20 protein-coding genes are annotated in these 15,040 nt (G+C 64.3%); 16 read left to right on the top strand and 4 right to left on the bottom strand.

Annotated elements, in window-relative coordinates; genetic code table 11:
- Positions 1-302 precede the first annotated feature (302 nt).
- A complete protein-coding gene (locus tag F0P95_RS04475; protein WP_182335839.1) occupies positions 303-1,601 on the top strand; it encodes a DUF58 domain-containing protein in 1,299 nt (432 codons plus the stop codon).
- A gap of 54 nt (positions 1,602-1,655) precedes the next feature.
- Here F0P95_RS04475 and F0P95_RS04470 read toward each other — a convergent pair whose 3' ends face one another.
- From F0P95_RS04470 to F0P95_RS04460, 3 genes are all read right to left on the bottom strand, one after another.
- Entirely contained in the window at positions 1,656-1,991 is a 336-nt protein-coding gene (locus tag F0P95_RS04470) for a hypothetical protein (protein WP_182335838.1), read from the bottom strand.
- Between the two features lie 276 nt (positions 1,992-2,267).
- Positions 2,268-3,455 carry a glutathionylspermidine synthase family protein gene (locus F0P95_RS04465; protein ID WP_056932850.1) on the bottom strand — a complete coding sequence of 396 codons (1,188 nt, stop codon included), beginning with the start codon at positions 3,453-3,455 and terminating at the stop codon, positions 2,268-2,270.
- A gap of 4 nt (positions 3,456-3,459) precedes the next feature.
- Positions 3,460-4,020 (bottom strand): DUF1190 domain-containing protein, encoded by a 561-nt coding sequence (locus tag F0P95_RS04460; RefSeq protein ID WP_182335837.1) that lies wholly within the window; start codon positions 4,018-4,020, stop codon positions 3,460-3,462.
- Positions 4,021-4,270: 250 nt separating this feature from the next.
- Between F0P95_RS04460 and ilvD the strand changes: the two genes are divergently transcribed.
- Positions 4,271-6,109: a dihydroxy-acid dehydratase gene (ilvD, locus tag F0P95_RS04455; RefSeq protein ID WP_182336771.1), complete on the top strand. Its 1,839-nt coding sequence runs from the start codon at positions 4,271-4,273 to the stop codon at positions 6,107-6,109.
- 18 nt (positions 6,110-6,127) lie between these two features.
- Here the strand turns inward: ilvD and F0P95_RS04450 are convergent, their stop codons facing one another.
- The gene (locus F0P95_RS04450; RefSeq protein WP_232528768.1) at positions 6,128-6,604 is read right to left on the bottom strand and encodes a site-specific integrase; all 477 of its coding nucleotides are present in this window, start codon (positions 6,602-6,604) and stop codon (positions 6,128-6,130) included.
- A 698-nt stretch (positions 6,605-7,302) separates the two neighbouring features.
- Here F0P95_RS04450 and F0P95_RS04445 point away from each other — a divergent pair.
- The 14 genes from F0P95_RS04445 to F0P95_RS04380 all read left to right on the top strand — a co-directional run bounded on the left by F0P95_RS04445 (position 7,303) and on the right by F0P95_RS04380 (position 15,035).
- Complete coding sequence (locus F0P95_RS04445) at positions 7,303-7,632, top strand: DUF2489 domain-containing protein (protein WP_182335836.1); 330 nt, start codon at positions 7,303-7,305, stop codon at positions 7,630-7,632.
- 60 nt (positions 7,633-7,692) lie between these two features.
- On the top strand, positions 7,693-8,199 hold the full coding sequence (locus tag F0P95_RS04440) for a hypothetical protein (protein ID WP_182335835.1): 507 nt from the start codon (positions 7,693-7,695) through the stop codon (positions 8,197-8,199).
- Positions 8,200-8,271: 72 nt separating this feature from the next.
- Positions 8,272-8,868, top strand: coding sequence for a hypothetical protein (locus tag F0P95_RS04435; RefSeq protein ID WP_182335834.1), 597 nt, complete (start codon positions 8,272-8,274; stop codon positions 8,866-8,868).
- A 69-nt stretch (positions 8,869-8,937) separates the two neighbouring features.
- The gene (locus F0P95_RS04430; protein WP_182335833.1) at positions 8,938-9,300 is read left to right on the top strand and encodes a DUF1801 domain-containing protein; all 363 of its coding nucleotides are present in this window, start codon (positions 8,938-8,940) and stop codon (positions 9,298-9,300) included.
- Positions 9,301-9,352: 52 nt separating this feature from the next.
- Positions 9,353-9,664, top strand: coding sequence for an immunity 53 family protein (locus F0P95_RS04425; RefSeq protein WP_182335832.1), 312 nt, complete (start codon positions 9,353-9,355; stop codon positions 9,662-9,664).
- A 91-nt stretch (positions 9,665-9,755) separates the two neighbouring features.
- A complete protein-coding gene (locus tag F0P95_RS04420) occupies positions 9,756-9,914 on the top strand; it encodes a hypothetical protein (protein ID WP_182335831.1) in 159 nt (52 codons plus the stop codon).
- A gap of 329 nt (positions 9,915-10,243) precedes the next feature.
- Positions 10,244-10,681, top strand: a complete 438-nt coding sequence (locus F0P95_RS04415; protein ID WP_182335830.1) for a hypothetical protein — start codon at positions 10,244-10,246, stop codon at positions 10,679-10,681.
- A gap of 3 nt (positions 10,682-10,684) precedes the next feature.
- Positions 10,685-10,939, top strand: coding sequence for a hypothetical protein (locus F0P95_RS04410; protein ID WP_182335829.1), 255 nt, complete (start codon positions 10,685-10,687; stop codon positions 10,937-10,939).
- Between the two features lie 638 nt (positions 10,940-11,577).
- A complete protein-coding gene (locus F0P95_RS04405) occupies positions 11,578-11,982 on the top strand; it encodes a hypothetical protein (protein ID WP_182335828.1) in 405 nt (134 codons plus the stop codon).
- Positions 11,983-12,068: 86 nt separating this feature from the next.
- Entirely contained in the window at positions 12,069-12,659 is a 591-nt protein-coding gene (locus F0P95_RS04400; RefSeq protein WP_182335827.1) for a GNAT family N-acetyltransferase, read from the top strand.
- A complete protein-coding gene (locus tag F0P95_RS04395) occupies positions 12,607-13,077 on the top strand; it encodes a DUF4260 domain-containing protein (protein ID WP_232528767.1) in 471 nt (156 codons plus the stop codon). The genes F0P95_RS04400 and F0P95_RS04395 overlap by 53 nt, the downstream gene beginning before the upstream one ends.
- Positions 13,078-13,621: 544 nt before the next feature.
- Positions 13,622-14,038: a hypothetical protein gene (locus F0P95_RS04390; protein WP_182335825.1), complete on the top strand. Its 417-nt coding sequence runs from the start codon at positions 13,622-13,624 to the stop codon at positions 14,036-14,038.
- A gap of 62 nt (positions 14,039-14,100) precedes the next feature.
- Positions 14,101-14,475, top strand: a complete 375-nt coding sequence (locus F0P95_RS04385) for a PH domain-containing protein (protein ID WP_054662284.1) — start codon at positions 14,101-14,103, stop codon at positions 14,473-14,475.
- A 77-nt stretch (positions 14,476-14,552) separates the two neighbouring features.
- Positions 14,553-15,035 (top strand): GNAT family N-acetyltransferase, encoded by a 483-nt coding sequence (locus F0P95_RS04380; RefSeq protein WP_182335824.1) that lies wholly within the window; start codon positions 14,553-14,555, stop codon positions 15,033-15,035.
- Positions 15,036-15,040: the final 5 nt, after the last annotated feature.

The following is a 15,040-nucleotide window of genomic DNA, read 5'->3' as shown; positions in this document are numbered from 1 at the left end:
GCGAGCTACTTTTCTTTGCCCGTGCAAAGAAAAGCTAGCCAAAAGAAAGCACGCCCTGCCTGCGCGCCCGACGCGCTAAGCGCGCCGGGTCCACTCCACCAGCGGGATTTTTCTACGCGACATCCATGTCCCGTAGAAAAACGGCGTGCATCCCTGCACGCCGCCCTTCGGGTTTTTCCCACTGGCTCCGTCGCTGCGGAAGGGGACCCTGACAGTCAAAAACCAAAAGCAACCGCAACCGCCAGAATCTTCGCGCCTGCGCATCTACCTGCAGTCAACGGCCCCGGCATGAGGGCCACCGCATGAGGCCCGCCCCGCTGTTGATCGCACTGCTGGCCGCATGGGGCCTGCTCGGCATCGCCGTCGCCCTGCACTGGCTGCCCACCACCGCCTGGATCGCGGCCGCCTGCGCGATCGCCGTGCCCGCCGTGGCCGACGCGCTGTGGCTGTGGCGCCGGCCCACGCCCAGCGTGCGGCGCGAGCTGCCCGAGACCCTGGCGCTGGGCGTCGAGCGCGAGACCTGGCTGCAGCTGGACAGCTTTGGCCGGCAACGCGTGGACGTGTTCGACCTGGTGCCCGGCGGCTGGGCCATACGCGGGCTGCCTCGCACGCTGCGCATGGCGCGGGCCAGCGAATCGCGCTTCAGTTACCACTTCACGCCCGGCGCCCGCGGCATGTTCGATTTCGCCGGCGTGCAGCTGCGCCTGCATTCGCCGCTGCGGCTGTGGCGGCATTCACGCGTGGTCGCGCCGCAGCAGACGGTGCGGGTCTACCCGAATTTCGTGCCGCTCACGCGGCTGGCCCTGCTCAGTGCGGAAATGGCCTCGCGCCTGGTCGGCGCGCACCTGAAGCGGCGGCGTGGCGAAGGCACGGATTTCCACCAGATGCGCGAATACCGCGTTGGCGACAGCCTGCGGCAGATCGACTGGAAGGCCACCTCTCGCGCGCGCAAGCTGATCTCGCGCGAGTACCAGGACGAAAAGAACCAGCAGCTGGTGATGATGATCGACACCGGCCGGCGGATGCTGGCCGATGAGGGCGGGCTGTCGCATTTCGACCACGTGCTCAACGCGTCGCTGGTGGTGTCCTACCTGGCCCTGCGCCAGGGCGACGGCGTGGGCCTGTTCGCCAGCGGCGGCGAAAGCCGCTGGGTGGCGCCGCAGCGCGGGCTCGGCGCGATCGACACGCTGCTGCGCGCCAGCTTCGACCTGCAGCCGCAACCGGTGGCCACCGACTACCTCGCCGCGGCCACCGGGCTGTCGCTGCGGCAATCGCGTCGCTGTCTGGTGATGCTGGTGACCAACGTACGCGACGAGGACATCGAGGACCTGCTGGCCGCCGTGCGCCTGCTGCAGAAGCGGCACCTGGTGTGCGTGGCCAGCCTGCGCGAGCGCGAGCTGGACGATGCCCTGGCACGTGGTGCCGATACCCTGCCCGACGCGGTGCAGGCCGGTGCCATCGCCCGCTACCTGCAGCAGCGCGCCGCCGCGCACGAGGCGCTGCGCAGCCACCGGGTGATGGTGCTGGACGTCACCGCCGAGGAACTGCCCGGGGCGCTGGTGGAACGCTATCTGGCGGTCAAGCGCGACGGCCTGCTGTAACCGCGCACCGGCGACCGCACTGGCAGGTCCTGGTGGACCCGCCAGCCGCGGCAATCATTCGTGGATCGTGTAGGAGCCGAGCTTGCACAGGTCCTGCGTGTCTTCGGTGATGTCCAGCCCCGAATCCTCGTCGAACTCGAAGCGCATGTCGTACACGCACTGGCTGCGGCCATCGGCAATGGTGACCCGCACGGACTCGCCCGGCCCCAGTACATCGGAGCCGAGCACGTCTTCCTCCCAGTCGTCCACGCCGGCCGGCGAGGTATGGAAGTAGGTCATCACCGCGGAGGTGCCGTTCTTCAGGGTGAAGACCAGGTCCTGGGCCTGGGCCGCCGGTGCAAACGCGAGGGCCGCCAGCAGCGTGCCGGCGAAAAGCGTCTTGTCGAACATCAGGGTTCCTTCATGCAGAGGGGATGGGTGCCCTGGCACGCGGCGCCGTTCTCCCCAACGGCGCCGGTGTATTCATGAATTGGCAGCGGGATTTGAGCTTCGCTGAAGCGCGAAGTCAATCACTATATTTTTCGCGAAACCACGTTTTTCATGAGGTTTTCCGCCCCTGTTTTACGGTTGCGCGCGACCACGCCGGCGCCTTCCGGGGCGTTCCGCGCACGGGCGACGCCCGGCCCCGCGCGATGGCGGGGCGGGCCTGCGGCAATGCGCGGGGGCTCAGACGTAAATGCGGGTATTGCCGGCCGGGGCGTCGTCGACGATGGCGTGCGGCAGGAAACGGGCGCTGTCGCGGGTGATGCGGCTGTCGTCCTCGCGCACGCCGATGCCGCAGGCGCGGTCGCCCACCACCCAGCTGCCGACCAGCGGGTAGTTGCCGTCGAATGCCGGCAGCGGATGGAACGCCTGCACGATGCACGGCCCGGCGTAGGGGCCTTCGCTCTCCTGCCAGCGGCCATCGCTCATGTGCATGGCGACGTTGGCGCCTTCGCGCGAGTGCAGCGGCTTGCGCACCCAGCCCGCCGGCAGCGCGCTGCCGTCGTCGAAGTGCGCTTCAAGCAGGTTGGGGTGGCCGCGGTAGCGCTGCCACAGCAGCGGCAGGATGCCCTTGTTGCTCAGTACCGCCTTCCACGCCGGTTCCAGCAGGCGCACGCCGGAACCGGGCAATGCCGCGCCGAATTCCTCGCGCATCAGGTCTTCCAGCGGATACAGCTTGAACAGGCTGCCGATCACCACGTCGTCCAGGTCGGTGAAGCGGCCGTCGGCCGACAGGCCAATGTCCTCGATGGCGATGGCCGCGCCGTGCAGGCCGGCCTGCGCCGCGCAGTCGCGCAGGTAGGCCACCGTGCCCTGGTCCTCCTCGGAGGCCCCCACCGCGCTGAAATACAGCGGTGGCGGCAGCTGCGCCGACAGCTCGGCGAAGCGCTCGACCAGGGCCTCGTGCAAGGAGTTGAACTGGTCGGCCTGCTGCGGCAGCGCGCCGCGGTTGCGCTGGTCCTCCAGCCATTGCCACTGGAAGAACGACGCCTCGTACAGCGAGGTCGGGGTGTCGTAGTTCAGCTCGTACAGCCTGGCCGGGCCATTGCCGTCGTAGGCGAAGTCCAGGCGGCCGTACAGGTGCGGGTCGCGGCGGCGCCAGCTCTCGGCGATCCAGTCGCGGAACGGCGCCGGGATCGCCAGCCGCTCCATCAGCTCCTCGCTGGCGACCACGTCGCCGACCAGGTCCAGCGCCATCGCGTGCAGCTCGGCGCTGGGGTCTTCCAGGTCGTTCTCGATCTGGCGCAGGGTGAAGGCGTAGTACGCGGTCTCGTCCCAGTACGGCGCGCCGTCGATGGTGTGGAAACGAAACCCCGCCTCGGCCGCGCGCGCGCGCCAGTTGGAGCGCTCGGCAATGGCTACCCGCCTCACTGCATCAACCGCCGACCGTGGTACGGCTGCCGCTGCGCGCGCCGAAGCCGCCGCGGCTGGCGGTGACGGCGCGGTTGGGCTCGCTGCTGACCGGTGCCAGCCCGGCCTTGCCGGCGCCGATGCCGCTGGCGGTGTTCATGCCGCCGGTACCGGCCGGCTTGGCCCAGCCATTGGCGTTGTCCTTGAACGCCGGCTGCGCGGCCGGCGGCGCGGCCACCGCCCCGGCGCGGCCGCCGTTGAGCATCTGCGACATGAAGAAACCCATCATCATCGGGCCGATGAACGAGGTGCCGGCGCTGGTGTGCTGCTGCACGCACTGCTCGGCCGGGTACTCCTTGGCGCACGCTTCCTTGCTGGCGTACTTGGGCGCGGCGTCGGCGGCCTGCTGCTGCGCGGCGGCAAAGGCCGTGCGGCAGGCGGAGGGATCACCGGTGGCTTCGCTGCAGGCTTCCACCGAGGTGTACAGCCCTTCCTGCACCTGCACGGATTCCTCCTTCTGGCAGGCAGTGAACAGCAGCGGCGCGGTGCTCATCAGCAGCAGCGCGGTGGTCCTGGATCGCTTCATCGTCGTAGCCCCATGAAAGTCGTCCCCGAATGATGCCCGATCCGGCCGTGCAGGCGGAAATCGGCCGCGCCACCAACCTGAACGTCGTTTCAGGTAAACACCCGGCCGACGGGCCCGGCGCAGGATGGCAGCCGGGCCGGCGCAGGCCTGGCAGGCCACACGCCGGCACCGGCGTGCGCACCACGATGGTTGCAACAGCAACCGGGTTCTTCATGCAGAATCGATGGCATTGCGTTCCGTTGCCTTCCCCATGCCCGACTACCGCTCGAAAACCTCCACCGCCGGCCGCAACATGGCCGGCGCCCGCGCCCTGTGGCGCGCCACCGGCATGACCGATGGCGACTTCCACAAGCCGATCATCGCCGTGGCCAATTCCTTCACCCAGTTCGTGCCCGGGCACGTGCACCTGAAGGACCTCGGCCAGCTGGTGGCGCGCGAGATCGAGGCGGCCGGCGGCGTGGCGAAGGAGTTCGACACCATCGCCGTGGACGACGGCATCGCGATGGGCCACGACGGCATGCTGTACTCGCTGCCCAGCCGCGAGATCATCGCCGACTCGGTCGAGTACATGGTCAACGCGCACTGCGCCGACGCGCTGGTGTGCATCTCCAACTGCGACAAGATCACCCCCGGCATGCTGATGGCCGCGCTGCGGCTGAACATCCCGGTGGTGTTCGTCTCCGGCGGGCCGATGGAAGCCGGCAAGACCCGGCTGGCCGAGCACAAGCTCGACCTGATCGACGCGATGGTCGCGGCCGGCGACGAATCGGTCAGCGATGCCCAGGTGGCCGCGATCGAGCGCAGCGCCTGCCCGACCTGCGGCTCGTGCAGCGGCATGTTCACCGCCAACTCGATGAACTGCCTGACCGAAGCGCTGGGCCTGTCGCTGCCGGGCAACGGCACCGTGGTGGCCACCCACAGCGACCGCGAGGCGCTGTTCAAGCGCGCCGGGCGGCTGGTGGTGGAGCTGTGCCACCGCTGGTACGGCGGCGAGGACGCCAGCGCGCTGCCGCGCGGCATCGCCACGTTCGAGGCGTTCGAGAACGCGATGACCCTGGACATCGCCATGGGCGGCTCGACCAACACCATCCTGCACCTGCTCGCCGCCGCGCAGGAAGCGGAAGTGGCCTTCGACCTGCGCGACATCGACCGCCTGTCGCGGCGCGTGCCGCAGCTGTGCAAGGTGGCGCCGAACACGCAGAAGTACCACATCGAGGACGTGCACCGTGCCGGCGGCATCATGGCCATCCTCGGCGAACTCGCGCGCGGCGGGCTGCTGCACACCGACGTGCCGACCGTGCACAGCCGCACCCTGGGCGACGCCATCGCACGCTGGGACGTGACCCAGGTGCAGGACGCGGCGGTCCATGAGTTCTACAAGGCGGGCCCGGCGGGCATTCCCACCCAGGTGGCCTTCAGCCAGAGCACGCGCTGGCCGTCGCTGGACACCGACCGTGCCGACGGCTGCATCCGCGACGTCGCCCATGCCTTCTCCAGCGAAGGCGGCCTGGCGGTGCTGTACGGCAACCTCGCCGCCGACGGCTGCGTGGTCAAGACCGCCGGCGTGGACGAATCCATCCACGTGTTCGAAGGCAGCGCCCGCGTCTACGAAAGCCAGGATGCCGCGGTGAAGGGCATCCTCGGCAACGAGGTGCAGGCCGGCGACGTGGTGGTGATCCGCTACGAAGGCCCCAAGGGCGGCCCCGGCATGCAGGAAATGCTCTACCCCACCAGCTACCTGAAGTCCAAGGGCCTGGGCAAGGCCTGCGCGCTGCTCACCGACGGCCGTTTCTCCGGCGGCACCTCGGGCCTGAGCATCGGCCACTGCTCGCCGGAGGCCGCCGCCGGCGGCAGCATCGGCCTGGTCCGCGACGGCGACCGCATCCGCATCGACATTCCGCAGCGTGGCATCCACCTGTTGGTGGACGACGCCGAACTCGCACGCCGCCGCGACGAGCAGGCCACGCACGGCTGGAAGCCGGCACAGCCACGCCCGCGCAAGGTGAGCACCGCGTTGAAGGCGTACGCGCTGCTGGCGACCAGTGCGGACAAGGGCGCCGTGCGCGACAAGGCATTGCTGGACGGCTGACGCCACGCCCGGGCCCGCTCAGATCGGCTTTACGGCGCCCGGCAATCGGTCCGACGGACTGGGCAGACCATCGGCGCCACGGCCGAGCACATGCGTGCAGATCTGCGTACTCGCCACCTGCCAGTGGCCCGGCAGCGCCGGCACCGTGCGGATACCGTGGCCGGCCTCCAGCAGGTGCATGGCGAACGGATGCCGCAACGCGCAGTGGGTGGCGGGCTTGGCGATGCGCGCGGGCGCAACCTTAGATGGCCCGCCTCGGGTTTTCTCAGCTACGTGCTGGCGCCCGGCACGGCCACTGCGTAGATCGACGGATACGCGCCGGAAGGGAAACAGGTACGGCCAACCCGGTCCGCCATCGGCACCGGGGTATTTGCGTGCCGACGCGTGTGGCGGGTGGACCCGGCCATTGCCGCCGGCCGGATCCTGGCCCTGCAGCACCAGCGCCCGCCCGCGCTGCCGCAGCAGGCGCCCACGCAGGGATTCCGGCAGGGGCACGCATCGGTCACGGCCGCCCTTGTCACTGTGCCCGCTGATTCATCTCAGAGGATCCCGAGTTCCGCGAGGGCAATTACGCGGCAGCCGGACACGGGCCGTGAAAATTCGTCCAAGCCAACGCCGCTTCGCGGCATAGATCAGTTCTGGCATGGGCCCGATAAATGCATAGCCGCAACGGGTCGAATACCCTGCTCGTCGCATTGCCTGTACCCAGCGGCCCGCTTTTCGGCTTTATCTTCTGGTACATGTTCATGTTCCGCCCATGCGGCCAGGAGCAACGGAGAGACGGCATGGCCATTTTCCAACTGGTCGCCACCACGTATCCGCTATCCACACTGCTCTTGGCGGCATAGTCATGGCCATCCGTTGGCGGCGCGCCCATCCCGATCAATTATTGGTCCACATGCGGTGTTGCGGGCCGGCAGGTCATTCAGGCCGAACCCGCTTCGCGGGCCGGCTCAACTCAGGTGTGAGGCCTCATGAGAAGGTGTCACTTCCCTGTTGAGACCTTTGCCCCTCGCGGCCTTGCCGGTGTCGAGCCCTACCTTGCTTCGTGCAATGATGTCGCTCGAGCCGTGGACATCTGGCTTCGAAAGGTCTCTCTCGCGAATCGGGCATGAGACCCAACGATTCATTCAAACCAAAGGCGCTTCGTGGCTCGACTTGACTCAGGCACCAGGCTCCACATGACAGATCGCATGAGCCATCAGGAATACGTGCTTTCCTGCCGTGCGAGGGCAGCGGAGATCGCCACGCTCGTGATATCAGGCTCTATGCCCGTGCTTGAAGGCTGCCATCTCCTCGACGGCTTAAGCGCAGCCGTTGAAGTTCCAGACAACGATCCAGATTTCCTGGCCTTCAATGTGATCCGGTCTGAAACGGAAGCTCTGCCGATCGGTCGTGTTCGTGAACATTGGGCAGCAAATGCCCTTGCAGCACTTGAGCCGGAACTGCGCTCTGCCACAGACTGGGCTCGCCCCGTGGCACTGCCGGCATGCAGGTCCATAATGGATCGCTTTGGGGCCTGATAATTCACTCAAGCCGATGCTAACGCGCGGCGCGGCTTAACTCAGGCGGCAGGTGCCAGCATGAAGCTCCTCGTAGGTCTAACAGCAGCCATTCTCACTTTTGCGGCTTTCGCAGCAACTCCGTATCGCACGGAAGGCATGGTATTGCTGCAGCCCGACTTCGTTCTCAAAGAGCGGGTTACGTCAATCGAGTCTTTGGCGGGCTACGTCAAGGCAGTTCAGTCCTCGGCTGGGGAGGCCTTGTCGGATACAACTCCTACTCCAGCTAGCGGATACCTTGTCCTTGCAGTGCGTCCCGGCGGCCAGTCCATGGTCTGGCTTGACTTCAATCCTGCGCTTCCGGAGCCAGTTGCGGCCAGACTCCGGACGGCCATTTTGGCCGTGCCCGCATTCGAGGCAAGAAACGGCGTGGTGGTATTTGCACTCAAATCGTCGCTTTGGGGCGCGCCACCAGCGAAGGGTTTCCCTGATCCGCCGGAATGGAGCAAGGCAATGGAGGGGCGTGATGAGCCAATGGAGATTGGAGATCTTGTTGACAAGGTGTGGCCCGGCCGGACCGGCACCTGACATTTCATTCAGGCGAACGCCGCTTCGCAGAACGGCTTGCTTCAGACGTCAGGCTTCAATTGAGAGATCACGATGAAATTCAAGACGATACTCCTCGCCACCATGCTCGCGCTCTCGCCGTTCTCCATACGCGCCCAGAGCGCGGCAGAGCAGCCACCAGGGGCAGATACTCAGATCGAGATGCAGAAATTCGAGTTCGAAAAACGCATTGAGATGGAAAAGCTCCACGTAGAGCGGCAGAAGGCATGGATCAGCGGTGCGGCATTCATGGTCCCCCTGATGGTCGCAGCCATAACCTTCGCACTAGGCATCCGGAACCAGGCAGAACAATCACGGCTGCAGCGGGAGTCACAGGAGAAGTCAGCCATTGCACAGTTCGAGTTGAAGGCAGCGGAAATAGTCCTGTCTGAAAAGAATCCGACGGCCCTGAAGAACAAGGCAGCCGCACTTAAGGCTCTTTTCCCACACAGATTGCCGAAGGATTTCGTCTCTCAGTTCGATCCAAAGGACTTTGAAGGGAGTCATCGTGGAGAGGGCGGGCTCGAACCGAAGCTCAGGTTTTTTGAGATCGCCGCAGAAAATCCGGAGAAAGCGAAAGAACTGGCTGCCCTGTGGGGTGAGTTGTTTCCAGGCGACACCTGGGTCCAACGAATCAAGGACATGACTTGAAGCCCAACCGTTCATTCGAGCCCATCCCGCCCCATGGGTCGGATTGATTCCACAGTCAGGTACCACATCATGGCCACGAAGTCCGTCAAAGAACTCCTGGATGACGTTCGCCTGCTCGGCGACGAGCAGTTCTCATTGGTTGAGTCCGTTCGCAAGCTCGTCAGGGAGACCATTCCGTCCGTGACCGAGGAGGTCAAATACGGCGGCATTCTCTTCGCCTCAGGTGTGCAGTTCTGTGGCGTCTTCGCCTACAAGCAGCATGTCTCGGTTGAATTTGGCAGCGGCGCCAGGATCAAGGACACTGCCGGGCACCTCGAAGGCGGCGGCAAAGGTCGGAGGCACCTCAAGCTGCATTCGGCAGATGACATCAAGGCAAAAGCGCTGGCCCACTACCTTCCGTTGGCCCTGGAGGCTGCGAGGAGTGGTGGCTGATGGTTCACCGATACCCCCTCGCGGCCCGGCCCAGCTCAGGCGCGAAGCCGTAATGGACAGTCTTGCTCTACTCCAGCAGTGGTATCTCCAACAGTGCGATGAAGACTGGGAGCACACCTACGGAGTCCGTATAGAAACCCTCGACAATCCCGGTTGGTGCCTGGAAATCGACCTTGCGGATACGGAGCTAGAGGACAAGCCTTTCGAACCGGTTCACTACGGGATGCTTGAAGAAGCCGAGACAAGCGGCGGCGAGTGGATCTTCTGCAAGGTGGAGAACAACAAGTTCATTGCCGCTGGCGGCCCACTCAAGCTCCAGGAGATCATCGGCGTATTCCTGCGGTGGGCTGGGCTTTCGGTCTAGCAATTCGTCCATACTGATACCCCTTTGCGGTGCGGCCTGGCCTAGGAGTGGGACGCCTGAGCAGCCGCGTTGCAGAATCATGGAGAAATGGATGGAAGACGAAGCGGTTAAATATCCGGTGGCTGCTGGTCCTCTCGGGCATGCTCTTCTTGTTCATGGTCATGGCATTAGCTATCGTCGCCATGCTTCTGCTGATGCGTCCAAGAAATATTTCCGGCGACACGTTCGTTATTTTCGCCAAAGTACTTGAGGGCCTTTGCCTGCCCTTGATCGGCACCGGCATGCTGGTTCGCTCCACCAATTCCGGGAGCTCGCCCAGCACAGACACAGACGCCAATGACCCATCACCAGGTCCCTAGCAATCAGGTCAAGCCGACCCTGCTTCGGAAGGCGGCTTGATTCCGGCGTCACGCGTCACGCGCTCTTCTCCACGATACGCTTGCCCATTCAACCGCAGGAAGCGAACTTATGTCAGCGCCCGCATCCGTAAAGAGAAGCAAGTCACACTTGGCGCTCGCTATGCTCTTCATCGGAGCTGCGCTAGTCGGAGGGCCGTACGCGCTCGCGAGCGCGAACCTGATGCAGCCCATCAAGTCTCATGGATGGGTTGTCCTTCTTGTTGCATACATCGGCGTGTTGCTCAAGGCGTGCATCGGATATCTCACCACACGCGATTTCAGATACGACAAGAATGCCTACGACCTCAGCGTCCTGGTCTTCGGCGGTGCCTTGACCTGTCTCGCGCTTCAGATCGTCACCGCAACCATTCTCTTTCCGGGCCTGCAGCACATCTCGTTTCTCGGTTTCGCATCAGCGATAGGCGTTGATGTGCGTGGCCAACACATAGCACTCCTGTTTCTTCTCTTGATCAGCAGCCTTGTCGCGACAGTCCTGTCGGCCATGGGCGTGGCCGACACGGAATCCGGCACGCCCAACTGGTGGTGGACGCTTGGATGTTCCTTTATTGCATACGTCCTCATGGGTGCGTACGCGCTTGCGTTGATTGCGAAGGAGTAGCGCATGTGGTTCATTCTTCTGTTTGCGGTATGTGGACTGGCGATCCCCATAGCCCTTGAGATTCATGTAAGGGGCAAGGACAACATCCTCACTCGCAGCGGCTCTGATCTTGCCCGATCAGCCATAGGGCGAAAGCTGGCCAGGGCAACTGGCGTAACAGCAGCATGGATCAATTCCATCCTGGCACTGGCAGCCTTGTTCGCGCTTTGCTGGGCTGCATTTCGACTCCTGTCTTGGCTCCTTGCCCTTGTCTTCTGATGCAGCGCAGCCAAACGGCGGGCTGTGACACGCAACCCATCGCTGCACCGGGCAGGTCTTCGTGAACGCACATGCAGCCTGACATCCCGGTCAAGGCGCTCCTTCCTGTGCTTTGGCTTGCTTTGAGGTTCCGTCTTGCGGGTCCGGCTACGGCTCTAGCAGTTGCCACGCTGCCTGGCCTGTGAATTTCGACTTTGGGGGGCAGCCGCGGGGTACTCTCCTGGCCTCGAGGGATCATATCGGTGGCCTCGGGCCTTGCCTTCGTCATGCTCGCCTATCGCAGCACGCCCTCTGTCAGCCAGGCAGAAGCCGCTTCGTGAATCGACCTGATTCGAGTGCTTGGCCGCATGGCCAGAGTCTTGTGCTGGTTGTGTGCTGCACTCGCCGGGCGAGCGTGGCTGCCATCGTGTGCACGACCACGCATGGCATCTTCCAGCGCGTTTGCGCGATGTGCCCCGCTGGTCCGCACGAACTCCTGGTCACAACGACCTCGATTGCGCCACTGCATACGGTTGCACCCATCACATTTTTCGCGCCCTGCCGTTCGACCGCCACGCACGCGTCCGTTGTGTTCGGCGCTGCGGCTCACGCTGGCCGGAGCAGCCAGGACTCGCCTGGCTGTTGCACCAGCACAAGGCGTGCATATCACCTGTCCGGGCGTTGCTCTGATCGCTGCTCTTGTGGCCCTGTGGTCCGACGCCAGACAATTCGCCCTAGCCGATGCTGCTTCGCTGCCCGAACCACAGGCTGGACAGGCTGAGCTTCAATGCCAAACCGGTCCTGCAACGAAGCACCTGGGCGGGAATGACTGGGCCGTTTACGCCTGTGCAGATGGCCGGTCGGTTGTTGTGGCGGCGGGCGCCCCCAACCCTGCAAGCCCGTTCTTCTTCATCATCCAGCCGGATGGAGACGGCATCATTCTCTACGGAGAGGGCACCGGCGACAAAGCCGCCACTGAGCCAGCCTACAATGCGCTGCTGGCGATGTCCGCCACAGATCTGGCGGAGCTCCACCAACAGGCGGTGGCTGCTGCTCGCCAATAGCCCACCGCCTGAAAGTTCATCCAAGCCAAGCCCCGCCTTGTCGCCCGGCTCAACGCGTGCACCCGGCATTGCAGATAGAGAGATAGATGTCAGAAGAATTGTTCTTCCCCGTGATCGAAACCGAGCGATTGCTATTGAAGCCCTTGGTGGCTGCTGATTCACGGAACCTGCTGGAGATCTGCTCAGACCCGGAGACCATGCGGTACTGGAATACCGCACCCTGGACCACGACGCAGGACTCGCTTGATTTCATCAATGAGAGCTGCGAGTCAATGCGACACCAACGCGCACTTGTGCTCGGTGTGCATTTGAAATCAACCGGCGGTCTGGCTGGAAAATGCATGCTTTCCAGTTATCACAGGGAGTCAAAACGTGCGGAGATCGGCTTTGCCCTCGCACGCCCTTGCTGGGGGAAAGGCTACATCGGCGAGGCGGCAGAGGCGCTGATCCAGTATGGATTCCGCTCTTTGGGCCTGCGGCGTATTGAAGCCGAGATTGATCCAGACAACATATCCTCGGCAAGAGCGCTGGAAAAGCTCGGGTTTTCACTGGAAGGGGTGCTGAGGCAGCGCTGGGAGGTCAATGGCGTCATATCCGATTCGGCACTGTATGGCAGGCTCGCATGTGGCGATCCGCCTGGACACCCTGGCAACGCAGTTCACGTCGCAAGCGCATGATTGCGACGTTTGGCATCGGGATGAATTCATGACAAATGCAGTGTCAGGCGGTGTTCGGGTTCTGCTTCGACTTGAAGGCCTGTGCATTCTGGCGGCCAGTGTTCTTGCTTATGCGAAGCATGGCCACGGCTGGGGCATCTTTGCCTTGTTTTTTCTTGCTCCGGACCTGTCCCTTGCCGGCTATCTTGCGGGGTCAAGGGTAGGCGCCATCGCATACAACCTGGCGCACTCACTTGTCGGTGCATTGGCCGTGCTCGTTGCAGGAGCTGTCCTGTCCATCCCCATCGCGATCACCGCAGGTATCATTTGGGTGGTCCATATCGGCTTTGATCGCGCGCTGGGCTATGGCCTCAAGTATTCCGATGGGTTCAAGTTCACTCATCTGGGCCGCATCGGGCGGGTGCGTGTTGATGCCTGAGAGTTCATCCGGGCCGGTGCCGCCTCGCAGCCCGGCCTGGTTCAAGACCCGGACTGCCCAGGAGACGACGCGGATGTCCAGGCAGCGAATGCTGTAGGAGCTGGCATGTGACGCTCGCCATCCAGCACGCTGGCGGGAAGCTCCGGCACCTCCCCCGCTGGTACCAGACGGATCTTCGGGGATGGCGTCTCTATCGCTGCGGCACCGGTTGCCGCGTTTGCTGGCCGCTGGATCGCACGCGCCCGGCTCCTGGTTCCCGCGCTTCTGGAGCCCCATGGTGGCGAGGCGACGGCTTGTCCAAACCGGCATTGCTTCATGCCCAGCGACGTTCTGGCATCAGGTCCCACGCGAAAGACCTTCCCCGAACGCCGGCGTTCGCCCCATTTCCTTGCCGACCCCGGGCGGGTCAGGCGGGTGCGGCAGCGCCATGCAATGCAGCAACCGGCGCGGGGGGTTCCTGATTCACAATGCCTTTGCGAGCGGCCATACTCGGCCGGTTGCCGCGGCACGCGGCTCGATACCCGCTGCGCATCCGAGGAACGACATGGCCAGACCCCAGAACCGCTCGCAGCTGATGGATCGGCTGGGTGCAGTGCAGTTGAACACCGTGTGGAGCTGGTGCGGGGTCAACGATTCCGAGCGCAAGGTATATTTCAGCATCTGGACCGACAACAGCTGCACGCACGATGGCGCGAAGGCCTACCTCGTCCAGGGACCGGAATGGGGCATCAACGAGCACGGCGGCAAGTCGCCGGCCAGGAATGACCAGGATGCGAAGCTGGCACTGGTGTTCGAGCAGGGCTACGAGCCGTGGTGCTACTTCATCGAGGCGAAGGACCGCAGCGCGCATCCGCGCGAGATCGGCAGCACCCTGACCTCGTTCGTGCTGCTCCTCAAGCTCGACCGGCGCGCGGACGGGAGCATCGTCGGTACCCCGCTCAAGCGGGTCGAAATCGGCTAACGCAGCGCGCACTTGCATGCGGCGCGATACCCGCGCGGCTGCTACCCAAGGAGAAACAGGCAATGGCGGAAACCGCCGCAATCCTGGCGTGGACCCTGGTGTCCGAATGCCCGGTCCCGAATGACGTGCATGAGCTGTTGGTCGCCGGTGAAACGGCAATCGCCGCATACAAGACCTTCCGCGACGCGGCTATCTTTACCAACAAGCGCCTGATCGTCAGGGATGCCCAGGGCTTCACCGGCAAGAAGGTGGAGATCTATTCGTTGCCGTATTCGTCCATCTACATGTGGTCGTCCGAGAACGGGCACGGCATCTTCAACTTCAACTCGGAGATCGAGTTGTGGACCAAGGCGGGCCATATCAAGGTCAACCTCAACAAGGGCATCGACGTGCGCCGGCTCGACCGGCTGATCGCCGAGGCAGTGCTTCTGGCCTGACAGGGCTGATACGCCAGCCGGGCCGGTGCCACGTTCCACACCATCGGTCGCAGCACCCGACAACGCAGACACCCACCATGTCGATCATCGTCCGCCCCGACGACCTGTCCTCGCCGCAGGTCCAGGCGCTCGTCACCGAGCACCTGGCCGGCATGCACGGCAATACCCCCGCAGGCCACGTCCATGCGCTGGCGCTCGACAGCCTGCGCGCCCCGGGAATCACCTTCTGGTCAGCGTGGCTGGACGGCCAGCTGTGCGGCTGCGGCGCACTGAAGGCGCTGGGCGACAACGCCGGCGAGATCAAGTCGATGCGCACGCGGCCGGCGTTCCTTCGTCGTGGCGTCGGCCAGGCGGTACTGGACGAGATCTTCCGCGCGGCACGCGACAGGGGGTATACCCGCCTGTACCTTGAAACCGGAACCGGTGCGCCGTTCGCCGCCGCCCACGCGTTGTACCTGCGCAATGGCTTTGCCTGGTGCGGCCCGTTCGGCGAGTACACGGCCACGGCGTTCAATGTATTCATGGCCAGGCCGTTGGTTCCGCAGGACAGGACGGCCTGACTTTC

Origin of the sequence: Stenotrophomonas acidaminiphila, from assembly GCF_014109845.1 — a bacterium.
Lineage (GTDB): Bacteria > Pseudomonadota > Gammaproteobacteria > Xanthomonadales > Xanthomonadaceae > Stenotrophomonas > Stenotrophomonas acidaminiphila.
The sequence above is the reverse complement of the archived record's forward strand: the minus strand, read 5'-3'. Positions and strand labels throughout refer to the sequence as shown.

Coding starts and splice junctions, on each gene's coding strand:
- F0P95_RS04410 (WP_182335829.1), top strand. CDS start 10,685: ATGTGGTTCATTCTTCTGTTTGCGGTATGTGGACTGGCGATCCCCATA.
- F0P95_RS04435 (WP_182335834.1), top strand. CDS start 8,272: ATGAAATTCAAGACGATACTCCTCGCCACCATGCTCGCGCTCTCGCCG.
- F0P95_RS04440 (WP_182335835.1), top strand. CDS start 7,693: ATGAAGCTCCTCGTAGGTCTAACAGCAGCCATTCTCACTTTTGCGGCT.
- F0P95_RS04475 (WP_182335839.1), top strand. CDS start 303: ATGAGGCCCGCCCCGCTGTTGATCGCACTGCTGGCCGCATGGGGCCTG.
- F0P95_RS04420 (WP_182335831.1), top strand. CDS start 9,756: ATGGAAGACGAAGCGGTTAAATATCCGGTGGCTGCTGGTCCTCTCGGG.
- F0P95_RS04385 (WP_054662284.1), top strand. CDS start 14,101: ATGGCGGAAACCGCCGCAATCCTGGCGTGGACCCTGGTGTCCGAATGC.
- F0P95_RS04445 (WP_182335836.1), top strand. CDS start 7,303: ATGAGCCATCAGGAATACGTGCTTTCCTGCCGTGCGAGGGCAGCGGAG.
- F0P95_RS04400 (WP_182335827.1), top strand. CDS start 12,069: ATGTCAGAAGAATTGTTCTTCCCCGTGATCGAAACCGAGCGATTGCTA.
- F0P95_RS04425 (WP_182335832.1), top strand. CDS start 9,353: ATGGACAGTCTTGCTCTACTCCAGCAGTGGTATCTCCAACAGTGCGAT.
- F0P95_RS04380 (WP_182335824.1), top strand. CDS start 14,553: ATGTCGATCATCGTCCGCCCCGACGACCTGTCCTCGCCGCAGGTCCAG.
- F0P95_RS04390 (WP_182335825.1), top strand. CDS start 13,622: ATGGCCAGACCCCAGAACCGCTCGCAGCTGATGGATCGGCTGGGTGCA.
- F0P95_RS04415 (WP_182335830.1), top strand. CDS start 10,244: ATGCAGCCCATCAAGTCTCATGGATGGGTTGTCCTTCTTGTTGCATAC.
- F0P95_RS04470 (WP_182335838.1), bottom strand. CDS start 1,991: ATGTTCGACAAGACGCTTTTCGCCGGCACGCTGCTGGCGGCCCTCGCG.
- F0P95_RS04460 (WP_182335837.1), bottom strand. CDS start 4,020: ATGAAGCGATCCAGGACCACCGCGCTGCTGCTGATGAGCACCGCGCCG.
- ilvD (WP_182336771.1), top strand. CDS start 4,271: ATGCCCGACTACCGCTCGAAAACCTCCACCGCCGGCCGCAACATGGCC.
- F0P95_RS04430 (WP_182335833.1), top strand. CDS start 8,938: ATGGCCACGAAGTCCGTCAAAGAACTCCTGGATGACGTTCGCCTGCTC.